Source organism: Paraburkholderia sp. J63 (genome assembly GCF_905220245.1).
Classification (GTDB): domain Bacteria; phylum Pseudomonadota; class Gammaproteobacteria; order Burkholderiales; family Burkholderiaceae; genus Paraburkholderia.
The window spans coordinates 18,272-34,882 of the sequence record NZ_CAJMZF010000028.1; the positions used below are offsets into that span (position 1 = coordinate 18,272).

The window sequence follows — 16,611 nt, forward strand, 5'->3', positions numbered from 1 at the left end:
CACAACGAATTCCGTAAAACAATCCGGAAAACAACAGGCCCGCGCAAGGCGGCCCCGTGAGCAAAACTTAGTTGTCGAGCGCGGCCTTGGCCGTCGCGACGACGTGATCGACCGTGAAGCCGAAGTGCTTGAACAGCACGCCAGCCGGGGCCGATTCGCCGAACGTGTCGATGCCGACTACGCCGCCTTCGAGGCCCACGTACTTGCGCCAGAAGTCGGTCACGCCCGCTTCGATCGCCACGCGGCGCACGCCCTTGGGCAGCACGCGTTCCTTGTACTCGGCGTCCTGGCGGTCGAACACGTTCGTGGACGGCATGGACACCACGCGCGCGCCAATGCCTTCGCGCTGCAGCGGCTCGACGGCCTTCATCGCCAGTTCGACTTCCGAGCCCGTGGCGATCAGGATGATCTTGCGGCTCGGGATGTCGTCGTTCCAGTCCTTGAGCACGTAGCCGCCCTTCGCGATGTTGGCGATCTGGGCGTCGGTGCGCTCGTTGAACTGCAGGTTCTGGCGGCTGAACACCAGCGACGACGGGCCGTGATGCGTGATCGACTCGGTCCAGGCCACCGCCGTTTCAACGGTGTCGGCCGGACGCCAGAGCGTCATATTCGGGATCAGGCGCAGGCTCGCGACCTGCTCGATCGACTGGTGCGTCGGGCCGTCTTCACCGAGGCCGATCGAGTCGTGCGTGAACACGAAGATCGACGGGCACTTCATCAGCGCGGCCACGCGCAGCGCGTTGCGGCTGTAGTCCGAGAACGTCAGGAAGGTGCCGCCGAACGCCTTGTAGCCGCCGTGCAGCGTGATGCCGTTGAGCGCCGCGCTCATGCCGAACTCGCGCACGCCGTAGTTGATGTGGTTGCCCCACTGGATGCCGGTCTCGCCTTCCCTGGCCGCGCGCACGGGCTTGGAGGCCTTCCAGTTGGTGAGGTTCGAGCCGGTCAGGTCGGCCGAGCCGCCGAGCAGCTCGGGCAGCACCGCGGCGAGCCCTTCGATGGCTTGCTGCGAGGCCTTGCGCGTGGCGACGGTTTCCTTGCGCGAATCGGCACCGGCGACGATTGCCGCGGCCTGCTGCGCCCAGTCGGCGGGCAGCTTGCCGGCCATGCGCCGCTCGAACTCGGCGGCTTCGGCCGGGTACTTCGACCGGTACGCCGCGAACGATTCGTTCCATGCGGCTTCGAACTTCGCGCCGGCTTCCTTGGCGTCCCAGTCTGCGTAGACTTCCTGCGGCAGCGTGAACGGCTCCCACTTCCAGCCCGCGGCTTCGCGCCACTTGGCGATTTCTTCGGCGCCGAGCGCCGCGCCGTGCACGTCGTGGCCGCCCTGCTTGGTGGGCGCGCCCTTGCCGATGATGGTCTTGCAGCAGATCAGCGTGGGCTTGTCCGAGGCCTTGGCCTTCTGGATGGCCGCGTCGACGGCGTCCACGTCATGGCCGTCCACGTGCGGGATCACGTTCCAGCCGTAGGCTTCGAAGCGCTCGGGCGTGTTGTCGTGGAACCAGTTGACGACGTCGCCGTCGATCGAGATGCCGTTGTCGTCGTAGAACGCGATCAGCTTGTTCAGCTTGAGCGTGCCGGCGAGCGAGCAGGCTTCGTGCGAGATGCCTTCCATCAGGCAGCCGTCGCCGACGAACACGTAGGTGTGGTGATCGACGATCTTCGCATCGGCCTTGTTGAACTCGGCGGCGAGCAGCGCCTCGGCCAGCGCCATGCCGACCGCGTTCGCGAGACCCTGGCCGAGCGGCCCCGTGGTGGTCTCGACGCCCGGCGTGATGCCGTACTCGGGGTGGCCCGGCGTCTTCGAGTGGAGCTGACGGAAGTTCTTGAGCTCCGCCATCGGCAGGTCGTAGCCGGTCAGATGCAGCAGCGAGTACAGCAGCATCGAACCGTGGCCGTTCGAGAGCACGAAACGGTCGCGATCGCTCCAGTGCGGGTTGGTCGGGTTATGGCGCAGATGACGCGACCACAGCGCGACGGCGATCTCGGCCATGCCCATGGGCATGCCGGGGTGACCGGAGTTCGCTTGCTGAACGGCGTCCATGGACAGCGCGCGGATCGCGTTGGCCATCAACTGGGTGGTAGCGGGAGAGGACGAGGTCGTCATGTCGAGTCCGGGGGAACGAGTGCAAAAAGCGGCTTGGGCGGCTGTGTTCAACAGTGCTCGCGCAGCAGCGTACGGTTCCGGAGGCTCGGCAGAAATGTTCGCTGCGGCGCGCGATGCGGCGCCAGGAAGACGCAAACGGCCAGAGCAAACGGACAGGGCTGCAAAGGGCGATATTCTAGCAGATCGTGGGGACTTTCCCTGGCTGCAGGACCTTTCCGGCACCAGGGTCGGGCCGGAAACCGCGGTGCACCGAAGCGCGATTGGCATTCGCCGCGCCCGGCACGCGCACGTCCATCCTCGGAACTCGCGCTGGCGCGCGGCACCGGGCCGCGGCGGGCCGCCTTGGCGACCGTATAATGCGGCTATTGCCCTATTTTTTCGGTTATCCGTCCCGATTTAAACCCAATCTTTTGCCTGGCCTTGGCCGCCCGTGGGCCGGTTTCCATTCCTGGCGGCGCCCCGGTTGGGCCAAGATTAAACTAGGCCAAGTCCTACAGCTTTAGGAGGCGCGACGTTGGAGAATCGCGGGGTTCCCTATGTTTTTTGGGTATCAGACGCCCCCAGACCAGCCGTCCAGCCTCCGCCTCGCCCGAAACCCGAACCTGGAGATATCCGATGACCCCACCCCGCCCCGCAGGCGTGCCGTGGCTAACGCCCTATCTGACGGTGCGTGACGCGCGCGCCACGATTGAATTTTTCCGGGCGGCTTTCGGCTTTGCGGTGCGCGACAGCGTGGAGGACGACGGCGCGGTGATGCACGTGGAAATGACCTATCACGACCAGTTGATCGTAATGTTCGCGCCGGAGGGCGCATTCGGTTCGACAGCGCGCACGCCGAAGAGCTCGGACGCGATCGCCCCCCAATCCTTTTACCTTTACGTCGACGATGTCGACGCGGTGTATGCGCGAGCGCTGGTCGCTGGCGCGAAATCGTTGAGCGAGCCGCAGGACCAGTTCTGGGGTGACCGTTTTGCTCAGGTCGAAGACCTCGACGGCTACCGCTGGGCGCTTGCTCGCCATCTGTCATGAAGCAATGAGAACCTGTCTTATGCCCCGTTTTTTCGTCGGAAATTCCTTGCAGTCCGGCGACGTCTTCACGCTTCCCGATGAAGTGACGCGACACGTTCAGGTGCTGCGCCTGCAGCCCGGCGACACGATTGTGCTGTTCAACGGCATGGGAGGTGAATTCAGCGCCGAGATCATCGCCATGGAACGCCGCGACACCCAGGTGCGCGTCGGAGCGTTCCGCGATCTCGAAACCGAGCCGCCGTACCGGCTCACGCTCGCGCAAGGCATCGCCGGCAGCGACAAGATGGACTGGCTGATCGAAAAGGCGGTCGAGCTGGGCGCGACGAACTTCGTGCCGCTCACGACCTCGCGCAGCGTCGTGCGCCTCGTGGGCGAGCGCGCCGTGCGCCGCCAGGTTCACTGGCAGCGCATCGTGCAGGCGTCGTGCGAGCAGTGCGGACGCAACCGCATGCCCGAAGTCGCCGCCACGCGCGAGATCGGCACCTGGCTCGGCTCGCTGCCCAAGACGCCGGGCGAAGGCGAGTTGCGCGTGCTCCTTTCGCCGCGCGCGAACGTCTCGTTTGCCGCCTTGCCGCACACCCCGCCACAAGGCGAGATCACCGTGCTGGTGGGCCCCGAAGGCGGTTTTTCATCGCCGGAAGAAGCCGCGGCGCTCGAGCACGGCTTCATCGCCGTGGGGCTCGGGCCGCGCATCCTGCGCACCGAGACGGCCGGCATCGCCGTGCTCGCGGCACTGGCCGCGCGCTGGGGCGGCTGGTAAAGGTCTGCGCAAAGGGATCGCGCGAAGAACGGCGCAAGGCAGGTAAAAATGACAAGGCCCGCCGCATGTCGTCATGCGGCAGGTCTGCGTTTTTTTGTCGCAAGAATGCGACGGCGCTCAAGGGTCAAGCCACGGCGTCCCGCAATCGCTCAGGCGAACGAATAAAAAACGCGGAACGGCACCTTGCGCTCAGCCCAGTACTCCGAAGCTTCGCGGAACACGTCGAGCAGCGTCTCGCGCCCGTCCTTGTCGAACTTCTGCGCGATCGGCAGACCATCGAGCACGATCACGAAGCCGGGCTGCTCGCCGGCCTTCTGCACCAGATCGGTCAGGCAGTCGTACAAACCATCGTAGTTCTTGCCGAAATGCTTCGGAAACAGAAACGATGTGGCAATGGTTTCGAGCACTTCCTGCTTGGTCTGCGCATTGGCGCAAAACGCGTAGAGGAAATGCTGCTGCAGCCGCTGCGCCTCGTCGGCGAGATCCTGCACGCGGAACGCACGGATCGACTGGACGATATTCGGCCTGACGGTCGCAAACAGGTCCATGGCCTCCTCGTTCGATGAATTCGCCTCGCCCCTGCGCGCGGCCTCGCGCTGCTGGTCGTCGTGATGCATCTGCATGACGCGCTGGAACAGGTTGCCCTCGCCGGACGCGAACAGATCGCTCGCGACCCGCGGGTCGTGCGCGTAAGTGTTATCGCTCATGCCGCTTTTCCCGGTGTCATTCAACAATTCGTCTAAAACTTGCGTAGTGGTCGTCGGTGTAATAGCAGTTGTCCGTGCGTCTGAGCGCACCGCCGCAGACGATGCGCCGCGCGCCACGATTGTGCGCACGGGGCGTCGGGACGGTGTATTCGTGATAGTAGCCACGCCGATGCCGCGGCAACTGCCGCTCGTAATTGCCGAATACGACGCCGTCCTTCTCGAACGGATAAGGCCCGCCATCGGCAATCAGACTGAGCGTATTGACCGCTTCACGCGGCAACTCGCCCACGCTCACGGTACTAACCGGCGCGCCGGCATCGTCCGGCGCCTGGTTGCGCGCCGCGGCGCCTTGCGGGAACACGAACGCTGCCGCCAGAAAAAAACCTGACGCAGCCGAAGCCCAACAACGGATACCGCTCGAACGCCTTGCAGAACGCTCGCCAGAACAATGACTTGCATTTGCCGATCGGGCCAATGCGCCACCGTCTTGCGCCGTGATTTCCGCTGTGATTTCGTCAGGCAGTCCTATACGTACCATCTACGGATTTCCGCCTCTCGGATCACGCGTTCGACGACCATGAAAGGTGTAAGGGTATCGCTAATGGTCACCGGAAGCAATCTTGCCCCGGCAATGGCGCACAACGCTTGACCGCGCAAAAGCGGCAAATCGGTAAATTTTACAAGAAAGAAAACGGTGCCGGTACGACGTCAGGCATTGAACCTGGAGCACGGCGGAGGGACCGGCGGCGGACGCCGCCGCCGGTATGAGACATGGACCTGACTGGAGCGATTTAACTAACGCGTCGATTGATGCGTTAGTTAGCGCATCGCTTAACGCGTAGCGTTCACATCCGCGACAAGCAGCGCGGTCATATTAACGATCCGGCGCACCGTGGCCGAAGCCGTCAGCACGTGCACGGGCCTCGCCGCGCCGAGCAGGATCGGTCCGATGGCGATGTTGTTGCCCGCCGCCGTCTTCAACAGGTTGTACGAAATGTTCGCCGCATCGATGTTCGGCATGACGAGCAGGTTCGCGTCGCCTTCGAGCGTCGACTCCGGCAGGATCTCGCGGCGCAGGTTCGCGTCGAGCGCGACGTCGCCGTGCATCTCGCCGTCCACCTGGAGGTCCGGCGCGCGCTCCTTGAGGATTTCGAGCAGATCGCGCATCTTCTGCGCCGAAGGCGCGAGGCTCGAGCCGAAGTTCGAATGCGAGCACAGCGCGACCTTCGGCTCGATGCCGAAGCGGCGCACTTCTTCCGCGGCCATGATGGTGATTTCGGCGAGCTGCTCCGGCGTCGGGTCGACGTTCACGTGCGTGTCGACCACGAAAATCTGGCGGTTCGGCAGCACCAGCGCGTTCATCGCCGCATAGACGTTGCAGCCCGCTTTCTTGCCGATCACCTGGTCGATGAAGTGCAGATGGCGGTGCGTCGTGCTGACCGTGCCGCAGATCATGCCGTCGGCCTCGCCCCGCTCCACGAGCATCGCGCCGATCAGCGTGGTGCGGCGGCGCATTTCGATCTTGGCCATCTGCGCCGTGATGCCCCTGCGCGCCATGAGCTTGGCGTAGGCCTGCCAGAAGTCGCGATAGCGCTCGTCGTGGTCGGTGTTGACCACCGTATAGTCCTGGCCCGCGACCAGGCGCAGGCCGTAGCGCGCGATGCGCTGCTCGATCACCGCCGGGCGGCCGATCAGGATGGGCTTCGCGAGCTTTTCGTCGACGACGATCTGCACCGCGCGCAGGATGCGCTCCTCCTCACCCTCGGCAAACACGATGCGCTTCTTCTCCGGATCCGCCGCACGCGCGAGCTGGAAGATCGGCTTCATGGTCGTGCCGCTGTGATAGACGAACTGCTGCAGATGCTGCACGTAGGCGTCCATGTCCTCGATCGGCCGGGTCGCCACGCCCGAATCCATCGCCGCCTTGGCGACCGCGGGCGCGATCTTCACGATGAGGCGCGGATCGAACGGCTTCGGAATCAGGTATTCAGGCCCGAATTGCAGATCCTGGATGCCGTAGGCCGTGGCCACGACGTCGCTCTGCTCCTGGCGCGCGAGTTCCGCAATGGCATTCACGGCGGCGATTTCCATCTCGCGCGTGATGGTGGTCGCGCCCACGTCGAGCGCGCCGCGGAAGATGAACGGGAAGCACAAGACGTTGTTCACCTGGTTCGGGTAGTCCGTGCGGCCCGTGGCGAGCACGGCGTCCGGACGCACTTCGAGCGCGAGCTCCGGCAGGATTTCCGGCGTGGGATTGGCGAGCGCGAGAATCAGTGGCTTTTCGGCCATCTGCTTGACCATGTCCTGCTTGAGCACCCCGCCGGCCGAGAGGCCGAGGAAAATGTCGGCGCCTTCGATCACTTCGGCGAGCGTGCGCGCTTCGGTTTCGCGGGCGAAGCGCTCCTTGTCCGGGTCCATCAGCTCGGTGCGGCCCTTGTAGACCACGCCCGCGAGGTCGGTCACATAAATGTTCTCTAGCGGCAGGCCGAGGTCGACGAGCAGGTCGAGGCAGGCCAGCGCCGCCGCGCCCGCGCCCGACGCCACGAGCTTCACCTTCTTGATGTCCTTGCCCACGACCTTCAGGCCGTTGGTGAACGCCGCCGCCACGACGATGGCGGTGCCGTGCTGGTCGTCGTGGAAGACCGGAATCTTCATGCGCTTGCGGGCTTCGCGCTCGACGATGAAGCACTCCGGCGCCTTGATGTCTTCCAGATTGATGCCGCCGAACGTGGGTTCGAGCGCGGCGATCACGTCCACGAGCTTGTGCGGGTCCGACTCGTTGAGCTCGATGTCGAACACGTCGATGCCCGCGAACTTCTTGAACAGCACCGCCTTGCCTTCCATGACCGGCTTGGAGGCGAGCGGCCCGATATTGCCGAGGCCGAGCACGGCCGTGCCGTTCGACACCACGCCCACGAGATTGCTGCGCGCCGTGAAGCGCGCGGCGTTCAGCGGATTCTCGACGATCGCCTCGCACGCGAACGCAACCCCCGGCGAGTACGCGAGCGAGAGGTCGCGCTGGTTGATCATCTGCTTGGTCGGCGCGATCGCGATCTTCCCCGGTGCAGGAAATTCGTGATAGTCGAGGGCAGCTTCGCGAAGCTTGTTCGTGGATGAATTCGACATGAGTGGCAGGCCGTGGGTGCGGATTAGAATGGCAATTCAAACGCGGATTTCGACGCATTGTAGCGCCAATCCCCAACCGCATTCTTTTCAGTTCGGGCGCAGCTGCCGCGACCTGGATGAGGGGAACGCCCCTCCGGCGCGGCTCGCGCCGGACCACCCGAGTCATTCGACATAGACCTTTCGTCATGCTTTCCGAGTTCTCCCTGATCGACCGTTATTTCGCGCAACGCGCACGTACGAACACGCGCCGCGCCGCGCTCGGCATCGGCGACGACTGCGCGCTCATCGCGCCCGCCGCCGGCGAGACGCTCGCCGTCTCCACGGACATGCTCGTGGAGGGCCGTCACTTTCTGCCCGACGTCGATCCCCATGCGCTCGGCCACAAGGCGCTCGCCGTGAATCTCTCCGACCTCGCGGCGATGGGCGCCGCGCCGCTCGGCTTCACGCTCGCGTTCGCGCTGCCGAAACCGCGCGAAGACTGGCTCGAAGCGTTCAGCCGCGGGCTTTTCGAGCTGGCCGACCGGCACGGCTGCGAACTGATCGGCGGCGACACCACGGCCGGGCCGCTCAATCTGTGCATCACCGTGTTCGGCTCGGTTCGGCACGACACCGCGCTTCGGCGCGATGCGGCCCAGCCCGGCGACGACATCTGGGTCTCGGGCACGCCCGGCGACGCGCGCGCGGGCCTGGCCGTGCTGCGCGGGGAGTGGCCGCAAGCGCGGATCGAGCACGCCGACGCCGCCCATTTCCGCCGTGCGCTCGAATACCCCGAGCCGCGCGTCGCGCTCGGCCTCGCGCTCGCCGGCATTGCGCGCGCGGCGCTGGACGTCTCCGACGGACTCGCGGGCGACCTGCGGCACATCCTCGAGCGCTCCCATGTGAATGCCGAGATCGACGTGGATGCGCTGCCGCTCTCCGAAGCGCTCGCGCGCCTGCCGCGCGAACTGCAGTTGCAGTGCGCGCTCGCGGGGGGCGACGACTACGAACTCTGTTTCACGGCGGCGCAAGCGCAGCGCGGAGCCGTCGAGGCAGCCGCGCAACAGGCGGGCGTGCGCGTGACGCGCATCGGTACAATCACTGCTCCCGATATTCTCGATACGGCCGCACGCCCCTCGTCGCATGGAACGCCTGGCACGCCCGCGGCCATCCCGGGCAGCGAGCCGGCGTGGCCAGCCATCGCGTGGCGCGACGCCTCCGGTGCGCCGCTCAACCTGACGTTGCAAGGCTTCGATCACTTTCATGCAGACTGACCCCACGCCCTCGCCCGCCGACAAACTCGCGACGGCCGGCCAGCCCGCTCCGGCCTCCGCCGGCACGAACGGCACAACCGCCACGAGTGCCGCGAACGCCGCCCCCAAGGGCCCGCGCCGCGCCGATGCGCCGTTCATGCTCACGCATCCGCTGCACATCATCTCGCTCGGCTTCGGCTCGGGACTCTCGCGGCTCGCGCCAGGCACGGCCGGCACGCTGTTCGCATGGGCGGCCTTCGAGGTGCTCAACCGCTACTTCACAGTGCTCGACTGGGGCCTGCTGATCATCGTGGGCTATCTCGCGGGCATCGGCATCACCGGTTTCACCGCGAAAATGCTGCGCAGCGAAGACCCTTCGGCCATCGTCTGGGACGAGATCATTGCGTTCTGGCTCGTGCTGCTGATGATCACGCCCATCGACTTCATGGGCAAACTCTGGGCGTTCATCGTCTTTCGCCTGTTCGACATGGTGAAGCCGCCGCCGATCCGCTATTTCGAGCGCCGCTTCAAGGGCGGCTTCGGCATCATGCTCGACGACCTCGTTGCCGCGTTCTTCACGCTGCTCGTGGTCGCGCTCTGGCGCATGTCGGTCTGAGCGCCGCGCAAGCCAGAGCCACACAGCCACACAGCCACACAGCCACGCCGCCACGCTCCGCAAAGCACTCCACCCCCACCGCACAAGAACACCCCGCCACGGACCCGCCGCCATGCCTACCGATTCGGTCGTTCATCAACTCGCCATCCGCGCCGGCAACAAGCTGCGCGACGCCCGGCTCATGCTCGCCACCGCCGAGTCCTGCACCGGCGGCATGGTCGCCGCGGCGATCACCGATATTTCGGGCAGCAGCGGCTGGTTCGAGCGTGGCTTCGTCACCTATTCGAACCAGGCGAAGACGGAGATGATCGGCGTGCCCGCCGAGCTCATCGAGAAGCACGGCGCCGTGAGCGAGCCGGTCGCGCGCGCGATGGCCGAAGGCGCGTTGCGCAACAGCCGGGCACAAGTTTCGCTCGCCATCACGGGCGTTGCCGGTCCGGGGGGCGGCACGCCGGAAAAGCCGGTCGGCATGGTGTCGTTCGGCTGGAGCAACCGGCTGCATACGAGCGTCGAAACGCTGGTCTTCAAGGGCGATCGCGAGCAGATCCGCGTGCAGGCCGCCGCGCACGCGTTGCGCGGGCTGCTGGCCCTGATCGACGAAAAGGAACGCTAAGGGCGTCCGGCCTCCTTAAGCGCCGGGCGTCCGGAGATGACCTACCCTACCGGAACCTGACAGCTTCGTGCGATCCACAAGGACAAGGAGGCCGAACCATGACCACCACCAGACTAGCCGATCCGGCGGGCACCGCCAGCGCCGTCGACGAGTTGATCCGCCGCTTCGGGCTCGAACCGCATCCCGAAGGCGGCTATTACAGCGAAACCTACCGTTCGGACAAGCTGATCCGCCGCGACGGCGCACCGGCCACCGAAGGCCCGCGCACGGCCTCGACCGCGATCTACTTCCTGCTCGCGAACGGCGCCTATTCGGCGTGGCACCGCATCCGCTCCGACGAACTCTGGCACTTCTATGCGGGCGCGCCCGTCGAGATCCATTCGATCGACGACCGCGGCGTCCTCTCCACGCGCAAGCTCGGCCATGCGCTCGACCATCCGGGCACGGTTTTTCAGGCGGTGGTGCCCGCGGGACACTGGTTCGCGGCACGCTGCTGCGATCCGTCCACGTATGCGCTCGTGGGCTGCACGGTCGCGCCGGGGTTCGAGTTCAGCGAATTCGAGATTGCGGATGCGAATGCGCTCGCCGAACGCTATCCGCTGCATCGGGCGATCATCGAGCTGTTCGGCAAGCAGCCCATGGTCGCGGCCGCGAAGAAAGACTGAGCCCCGCGCTTTGCCGCCGGGCGCCGCACAAAAAAGAAGCGGCGATCCTGATTCAAGGATGCGCCGCCAAGGCCCTGCCAAATGCGGAAGGTCACTCCGACCCTCCGCGACACGCTCCCTACAGCGTGTTCTGCGTACCGCCGCCTGAGTGGCGACGGTCTCCATTCGTCGACTAAAAACGTTTGCCTGAACGATCTGCGCGCTCGTCGTCGCGAGCCACGGTAGTCGCGCACCGGCCGCCGTGCAGCACAGATGCCAGAACCGCGACTAGTCAGTGGAGGAATTTCGGAGTCCTTCCGACATCTCGCCAGCCATTGATAGCGATGTTACTGACGGAGCATCGGAGGGCGAATAAGAATGTTCTTAATTATTTAAGAACGACAGGGAAATGTCTTAATTTGTGGCGCGTAAATACAGATTTCGGTCCGAGACATTCAGGCGGTCCGGCGCCCTGGGCACCGGACCGCGACAGCATCAGCGATACGCGTTGATCTTGTCGCGCGTCGCTTCGGCGGCCGTTGCAGCCGCCTGCGCGTAATCCTCGCCCTTGCTCGCGTAGATGATCGCGCGCGATGAGTTGATGAGCATGCCCGTGCCGTTGGCCGTGCGGCCCGCCTTCACGGTCGACTCGACATCGCCGCCTTGCGCGCCGATGCCGGGAATCAGGAGCGGCATGTCGCCGACGAGCGCGCGCACCGTCTCGATTTCCTTCGGGAACGTCGCGCCCACCACGAGGCCGAGCTCGCCGCTCGCGTTCCACTTCTGCGCCGCGAGCGACGCGACCACCTGGTAGAGCGGCTTGCCATCGGTGGTCAGGAATTGCAGGTCGGAGCCGCCGGGGTTCGACGTGCGGCACAGCACGATCACGCCCTTGCCCTCGTGCGCGAGCCACGGCTCGATGGAGTCGTAGCCCATATAGGGATTGACCGTCACGGCGTCGGCCTTGAAGCGCTCAAAGGCTTCACGCGCGTACTGCTCGGCGGTGCTGCCGATGTCGCCGCGCTTGGCGTCGAGGATCACGGGCAGGCCCGGATGCTTCTCGTGGATATGCGCGATCAGCGCTTCGAGCTGGTCTTCGGCGCGGTGCGCGGCGAAATAGGCGATCTGCGGCTTGAACGAGCACGCATAGGGCGCCGTGGCGTCGACGATGTCGCGGCAGAATTCGAAGATTGCGTCGCTTCGGCCCGCCAGCGCGGCCGGGAATTTCGTGGGCTCGGGGTCGAGGCCGACGCACAGCAGCGAGCCGGTGCGCTGCCAGGCGGCGTCGAGGGTCTGGGTGAAGGAAGTCATGATGAGTGCCCGCGGCGAGCCGCTGAGGAGAAGGAACAGAGGAAAACGGCGCGTATTTTACCCGGCTTGGCCGTCGGCGCTCCTTCCGGGCCCCGTCGGTGTCCTTCTGAAGCGCCCACCTCGCGCCAAGCCGCGAACGCGCTCGCGAACCCCTTCACCCCGCCTGCCGCCGCCCACGCGCGCCCTTCGCGCCGCGCGCCCCGGCCCGCCCGCGCGTGCCCTCGCGGTGCGGCTTCGCCGCCGCGCGGATGTCCATGCGCTCAACCGTGAAGCTGAACGCGCGCACGAGCCGCTCGCCATGGCCCAGCACGGTCATGCCATGCGCCCCGCCGCCGCCTTCGAGATTGACCGCGTTGATCGGATGATCGACGGGCTCGAAGCAGAAAAAGCGCTCGCCGGGCGGCGTGTAGAGCACGTAATAGTCGGTGTTCGCGCAGATCGAGAGCGAGAGCCGGCGGCGCTCCCAGACCACGGCCGCGCGGCCGCTCCAGCCGCTGAAGGCGTGGTTGACCATCTGCGCCGGCAGCGGATACGCCACGCCGAACTGCCACGCGGGCGGCGCGGGCACGTGGCGCACGGGCAGCCAGTCGGCGCCCGCGAGCCACAGGCCGCTCGCGGGCGCGGAAAGCTCGGTGCTCGCGTCGCGCGCCAGGAACGGGTGCATGCCAAGGCCGAACGGCAGCGCCTCGTGGCCCGTGTTCTCCACTTCGAGCGTCATCGCGAGCGTCGCGCCGTCGAGCGCATAGGTGAGCACGGCGCGGTACGCATAAGGTTCGCCGCCGCTGCGGTCGAGCACGAGACGCACGCGCTCGTGGTCGGCGTCTTCGACGGTCCACGGCGCGAGCCATCCGTCGCCGTGAATCGGCAGCGGCTCGCCCGCGCGATTGCACGGCACTTTGACGTCGCGTCCGCCAAAGTGAAAGCGCCCCTCGCCGATGCGATTCGAATACGGCAGCAGCGGGTAGCAGGCGAGCTCGTTCGGGTCCATGCGCGCGCTCACGCGCTCGCAGCGCCGGAACACGGGTTCGAGCGCGCCTTCGCTGCGCCAGTCGAAACGCGTGATTCCGCCGCCCAGTTGGGGCGCGACGTCGAGCCTCAGATACGCGTTCGCGAGCGTCACGCAGGCCACGTCGCCGGTACGCGCCGCGCCGATCGCGACCGCCGAGGTGCTCGGCCCCGGCAGCACGGGATGGGTGGCGGCTTCGAGCCGCGCGCGGCGCGCGGCGGCGGGGGAGACGGACGACGGCGATGAATCGGCTGCCCTCGGCACGGCGGCGGCGGGCGCGCCGGCAGAGACGCTGGAACGGGTGGGTTGACGCACAGCGGAATTCGCGACGCTCATAAGATGCTCCTCGAGAGGCATGTTTGATTGCCGCCGCAAAAGGCGGCTCACCGGTGGCCTTGCGACTTCGTGCGCCCGCTTTTATTCGCTCGCGCACGGGCCTGCGGCCGCTTCTTGTGTTCGCCCTTCTCCTTCTGTTCGTACTGGCAAGGCCAACTGCGCACTACCGATCGACTGCATCTGTTGCCGAAGAACAACGACTATCCGTCCGGTTGTCGCGTGCGCTGTCTCGCGCGGCGGGCGCGATGATCGCGGGACGGCACGCACGAGCCGTCCCGCGAGTGAATCCCGAAGTCTTTCAGGCAACGCTTAATACCCGGCCTCAAGCGGGCCGACGCCCCTGAAACAGCGGCTCCGCAAGGCCCACGCGGCCGATCCGGACCGCGAATACGCCGCCAGCATGCGGCTCGCGTGCGAGTTCTGCCTCGTTCATTTCCGCACGCGCGCTCGTGACATAAAGCGTGTCCAGCAACGCACCGCCGAGCGTAACGCAGCTTGGCTGCGCTGTGGGAATCTTTACGCGCTCGGTCTCGCGGCCATCGGCGGCGTAGCGCACCACGCGTTCGCCGCCCCATTGCGCGTTCCAGAGGCCGTCTTCGGCATCGACAGTCGAGCCGTCCGGCACGCCGTTCTCGTCAGTCAGGACAACGAAGCTGCGCTCGTTTGCAATCGTTCCATCGGCGCCGTAATCGCATGCGCATATCTCGCGCGTGGGCGAATCGCAGTAATACATGGTCGAGCCGTCCGGGCTGAACGCAATGCTGTTCGAGATCGCGGGCGCGGGCAGCGGCAGACGTTCGAGCGTGAGGTCGTGATTGAGGCGGTAGAAGCCGCCGATCGCCTGCATTGGCGCGCCCTCGTACTTCGTGCCGAACACGAAGCGGCCCTGGCGGTCGCAGCGTCCGTCATTGAGGCGCGTGGGCACGCCCGGCTCGACCTCGACGATGGAGTCGATCGCGCCCGTTTCCAGGTCGAAGAAGGCGAGCCGCGATTCCAGGCCCAGCAGCAAGGTGCGTTCGTCCTCACAGAGCGCGAAGCACGCGAGGCGTTCGGGCATGTCCCACGTCGTGTGCTTGCCGTCGCGCGTGTCGTAGCGCGAGAGCCGCTTGCCTTCGATATCGGTCCAGTAGAGCCGGCCGCTGCGCGCGCACCAGGTCGCGCCTTCGCCCAGCTCGCATTTGGCGTGCACGAGCAGTTCGGCCACCGCTTCGTTCGCTCCGCCCTCGTTTGCGCTCATGCCCAGCCTCCATCCACCACGATGTCCTGCGCGGTGATCATGCGGCTGTCGTCGGCCGCGAGAAAGAGCGCCATGCGCGCGAGATCTTCAGGCAGCAGCTCGGCGTCGATGCACTGCCCGCGCTTGATGGCCTCGCGCCCCTCGTCGGTGAGCCACAGGCGCCGCTGCTTCCCGGTCATCACCCAGCCCGGCACCAGCGAATTCACGCGGATGCCGTACTGCCCCAGTTCCTTCGCGAGCCCGCGCGTGAGGCCCTGGACCGCCGACTTGCACATCGTGTAGACCGGCAAGTCCGCCTGCTTGAGCATCCAGCTGATCGATCCCAGATTGATGATCGAACCCGCGCGCGCGGACTTCATGTCCTCCGCCACGGCCTGCGCGGCAAAGAGCTGATGCCGCAGGTTCACGGCGACGCCCGCGTCGAACGACTCCGGCGTGATTTCCGCAAGCGTGTGGCGGCGGTCGTTCGCGGCGTTGTTCACGAGCACCTCGATGGGACCGAGCGCCGCCTTCAGGTCGGCGACGGCGGCACGCAACGCGGCGATATCGGTGACATCGCACGACACGAACACGGGCTTGTGACGCGGGTTTTGGGAAAAGCGGCCGAGCGAATCGGCGAGCGCCGTGCCCGCGCTCGCGTCGACGTCGAGAAAGCCCACGCGCGCGCCCTGCGCGGCGAAGTGCTCGACGAACGACGCGCCGATGCCGGTCGCGCCGCCCGTGATCAGCACCACGCGGCCCGCGAGGCTCGGGTAGCGCGCGTAGCTTTCATGCGCGTGGCGCGCTGTTGCGTCGGCAGGCGTATTGGCGGAAGACGACATCGTCAAAGGCTCCTCATCTTCAATCGCGCGCACCGCGGTTCTTCAACTGGTCGAGCAGCACCGCCGCGAGCAGGATCGCGCCGCGCACGAGGTACTGATAGAACGCGTCGATATTGAGCAGGTTCATCACGTTCTCGACCGTGCCCATGATGAGCACGCCGATCACCACGCCCGAGATCGTCGCGCGGCCGCCCAGCAGCGAGACACCGCCGAGTACGCACGCCGAAATCACGTTCAGCTCGAAACCTTCGGCCGCATTCGGCTGACCCGAGGTGATGCGCGACGCGAGGATCACGCCCGCGAGCGCCGTCACCGCGCCCTGGATCAGGAAGATCCAGACGCGCGTGCGCTCGACCTTGATGCCGGCGAGCCGCGACGCTTCCGGATTGCCACCGATCGCGAGCGTATTGCGCCCGTACACGGTCTGATTGAGCATCACGCCGAACACGATGAAGCAGACGAGCGTGACCCAGATCGGCAACTGCACGCCGAAGAACGACGCGGTGCCCATGGCGATGAAGGTGTCCGACGAGACGCCCACGGCCTGGCCGTGCGAGACGATGAAGCCCAAGCCGCGCACGATTTCCATGGTGGCGAGCGTGGTGATCAGCGCGTTGATGCGCAGATACGCGATCACCGCGCCGTTCACGAAGCCGATCGCGGCGCCCGCGGCCACGGCGGCGACGATCGCAATGAACGTATTGTTCGTGGCGTTGAGCACCATCGCGCAGAGCACGCCCGCGAACGCGACGGTCGAGCCCACCGAAAGGTCGAAGTCGCGCGAGGCGAGACAGAACATCATCGTGCAGGCCACCATGCCGATCTGCGAGACCGACAGCGCGAGGCCGAGCATGTTCTCGATCGAGAAGAAATGATCGACGGTCAGCGACATCACGATGAACATGACCACGAAGATCACGATCAGGCTGTATTCGGTGATCTGCTGCCACCACTTCTGCTTGTCGCTGGTCTTGGGAATCAGCGCGTCGGCGGCGCTTTGCGCCACGCTCTTCGCTGCGTCGGCGGCGTCGGCCGCCAGGTTCTCTCTGGCTTGCATTTCAGTCACTCCTCC

15 protein-coding genes are annotated in these 16,611 nt (G+C 66.1%); 6 read left to right on the forward strand and 9 right to left on the reverse strand.

The window, feature by feature from the left end; translation table 11 throughout:
- Positions 1–67: 67 nt before the first annotated feature.
- On the reverse strand, positions 68–2,104 hold the full coding sequence (gene tkt / locus U5775_RS25675) for a transketolase (RefSeq protein WP_322060915.1): 2,037 nt from the start codon (positions 2,102–2,104) through the stop codon (positions 68–70).
- Between the two features lie 615 nt (positions 2,105–2,719).
- Between tkt and U5775_RS25680 the strand changes: the two genes are divergently transcribed.
- Complete coding sequence (locus tag U5775_RS25680; protein WP_322060916.1) at positions 2,720–3,133, forward strand: VOC family protein; 414 nt, start codon at positions 2,720–2,722, stop codon at positions 3,131–3,133.
- A gap of 19 nt (positions 3,134–3,152) precedes the next feature.
- Entirely contained in the window at positions 3,153–3,893 is a 741-nt protein-coding gene (locus U5775_RS25685) for a 16S rRNA (uracil(1498)-N(3))-methyltransferase (RefSeq protein ID WP_322060917.1), read from the forward strand.
- A gap of 149 nt (positions 3,894–4,042) precedes the next feature.
- On the opposite strand, the gene U5775_RS25690 is transcribed toward U5775_RS25685, so the two are convergent.
- The 3 genes from U5775_RS25690 to U5775_RS25700 form a co-directional block, all read right to left on the reverse strand.
- The gene (locus U5775_RS25690) at positions 4,043–4,600 is read right to left on the reverse strand and encodes a barstar family protein (protein ID WP_322060918.1); all 558 of its coding nucleotides are present in this window, start codon (positions 4,598–4,600) and stop codon (positions 4,043–4,045) included.
- A 16-nt stretch (positions 4,601–4,616) separates the two neighbouring features.
- Positions 4,617–4,961, reverse strand: a complete 345-nt coding sequence (locus U5775_RS25695; protein ID WP_322060919.1) for a ribonuclease — start codon at positions 4,959–4,961, stop codon at positions 4,617–4,619.
- 470 nt (positions 4,962–5,431) lie between these two features.
- Positions 5,432–7,726 carry an NADP-dependent malic enzyme gene (locus U5775_RS25700; RefSeq protein ID WP_322060920.1) on the reverse strand — a complete coding sequence of 765 codons (2,295 nt, stop codon included), beginning with the start codon at positions 7,724–7,726 and terminating at the stop codon, positions 5,432–5,434.
- A 185-nt stretch (positions 7,727–7,911) separates the two neighbouring features.
- Between U5775_RS25700 and thiL the strand changes: the two genes are divergently transcribed.
- The 4 genes from thiL to U5775_RS25720 all read left to right on the forward strand — a co-directional run bounded on the left by thiL (position 7,912) and on the right by U5775_RS25720 (position 10,849).
- The gene (gene thiL, locus U5775_RS25705; protein WP_322060921.1) at positions 7,912–8,976 is read left to right on the forward strand and encodes a thiamine-phosphate kinase; all 1,065 of its coding nucleotides are present in this window, start codon (positions 7,912–7,914) and stop codon (positions 8,974–8,976) included.
- Complete coding sequence (locus U5775_RS25710) at positions 8,966–9,571, forward strand: phosphatidylglycerophosphatase A (protein WP_322060922.1); 606 nt, start codon at positions 8,966–8,968, stop codon at positions 9,569–9,571. The genes thiL and U5775_RS25710 overlap by 11 nt, the downstream gene beginning before the upstream one ends.
- Positions 9,572–9,683: 112 nt before the next feature.
- Positions 9,684–10,184, forward strand: a complete 501-nt coding sequence (locus U5775_RS25715) for a CinA family protein (protein ID WP_322060923.1) — start codon at positions 9,684–9,686, stop codon at positions 10,182–10,184.
- A gap of 98 nt (positions 10,185–10,282) precedes the next feature.
- Positions 10,283–10,849: a cupin domain-containing protein gene (locus U5775_RS25720; RefSeq protein WP_322060924.1), complete on the forward strand. Its 567-nt coding sequence runs from the start codon at positions 10,283–10,285 to the stop codon at positions 10,847–10,849.
- A gap of 474 nt (positions 10,850–11,323) precedes the next feature.
- On the opposite strand, the gene pyrF is transcribed toward U5775_RS25720, so the two are convergent.
- The 5 genes from pyrF to araH form a co-directional block, all read right to left on the reverse strand.
- A complete protein-coding gene (pyrF, locus tag U5775_RS25725; protein WP_322060925.1) occupies positions 11,324–12,139 on the reverse strand; it encodes an orotidine-5'-phosphate decarboxylase in 816 nt (271 codons plus the stop codon).
- Positions 12,140–12,293: 154 nt separating this feature from the next.
- On the reverse strand, positions 12,294–13,481 hold the full coding sequence (locus tag U5775_RS25730) for an aldose 1-epimerase (RefSeq protein WP_322060926.1): 1,188 nt from the start codon (positions 13,479–13,481) through the stop codon (positions 12,294–12,296).
- Between the two features lie 322 nt (positions 13,482–13,803).
- Positions 13,804–14,718 carry an SMP-30/gluconolactonase/LRE family protein gene (locus U5775_RS25735; protein WP_322060927.1) on the reverse strand — a complete coding sequence of 305 codons (915 nt, stop codon included), beginning with the start codon at positions 14,716–14,718 and terminating at the stop codon, positions 13,804–13,806.
- The gene (locus U5775_RS25740) at positions 14,715–15,539 is read right to left on the reverse strand and encodes an SDR family NAD(P)-dependent oxidoreductase (protein WP_322060928.1); all 825 of its coding nucleotides are present in this window, start codon (positions 15,537–15,539) and stop codon (positions 14,715–14,717) included. Before U5775_RS25740 ends, U5775_RS25735 begins: the two co-directional genes overlap by 4 nt.
- A gap of 19 nt (positions 15,540–15,558) precedes the next feature.
- The gene (gene araH / locus U5775_RS25745; protein ID WP_322060929.1) at positions 15,559–16,596 is read right to left on the reverse strand and encodes an L-arabinose ABC transporter permease AraH; all 1,038 of its coding nucleotides are present in this window, start codon (positions 16,594–16,596) and stop codon (positions 15,559–15,561) included.
- Positions 16,597–16,611 lie beyond the last annotated feature (15 nt).

What these genes read in the sequence shown, in the direction of transcription:
- U5775_RS25680 (WP_322060916.1), top strand. Translation starts at nt 2,720, where the DNA reads ATGACCCCACCCCGCCCCGCAGGCGTGCCGTGGCTAACGCCCTATCTG.
- U5775_RS25715 (WP_322060923.1), top strand. Translation starts at nt 9,684, where the DNA reads ATGCCTACCGATTCGGTCGTTCATCAACTCGCCATCCGCGCCGGCAAC.
- tkt (WP_322060915.1), bottom strand. Translation starts at nt 2,104, where the DNA reads ATGACGACCTCGTCCTCTCCCGCTACCACCCAGTTGATGGCCAACGCG.
- U5775_RS25735 (WP_322060927.1), bottom strand. Translation starts at nt 14,718, where the DNA reads ATGAGCGCAAACGAGGGCGGAGCGAACGAAGCGGTGGCCGAACTGCTC.
- pyrF (WP_322060925.1), bottom strand. Translation starts at nt 12,139, where the DNA reads ATGACTTCCTTCACCCAGACCCTCGACGCCGCCTGGCAGCGCACCGGC.
- araH (WP_322060929.1), bottom strand. Translation starts at nt 16,596, where the DNA reads ATGCAAGCCAGAGAGAACCTGGCGGCCGACGCCGCCGACGCAGCGAAG.
- U5775_RS25685 (WP_322060917.1), top strand. Translation starts at nt 3,153, where the DNA reads ATGCCCCGTTTTTTCGTCGGAAATTCCTTGCAGTCCGGCGACGTCTTC.
- U5775_RS25730 (WP_322060926.1), bottom strand. Translation starts at nt 13,481, where the DNA reads ATGAGCGTCGCGAATTCCGCTGTGCGTCAACCCACCCGTTCCAGCGTC.
- U5775_RS25720 (WP_322060924.1), top strand. Translation starts at nt 10,283, where the DNA reads ATGACCACCACCAGACTAGCCGATCCGGCGGGCACCGCCAGCGCCGTC.
- U5775_RS25690 (WP_322060918.1), bottom strand. Translation starts at nt 4,600, where the DNA reads ATGAGCGATAACACTTACGCGCACGACCCGCGGGTCGCGAGCGATCTG.
- U5775_RS25740 (WP_322060928.1), bottom strand. Translation starts at nt 15,539, where the DNA reads ATGTCGTCTTCCGCCAATACGCCTGCCGACGCAACAGCGCGCCACGCG.
- thiL (WP_322060921.1), top strand. Translation starts at nt 7,912, where the DNA reads ATGCTTTCCGAGTTCTCCCTGATCGACCGTTATTTCGCGCAACGCGCA.
- U5775_RS25700 (WP_322060920.1), bottom strand. Translation starts at nt 7,726, where the DNA reads ATGTCGAATTCATCCACGAACAAGCTTCGCGAAGCTGCCCTCGACTAT.
- U5775_RS25710 (WP_322060922.1), top strand. Translation starts at nt 8,966, where the DNA reads ATGCAGACTGACCCCACGCCCTCGCCCGCCGACAAACTCGCGACGGCC.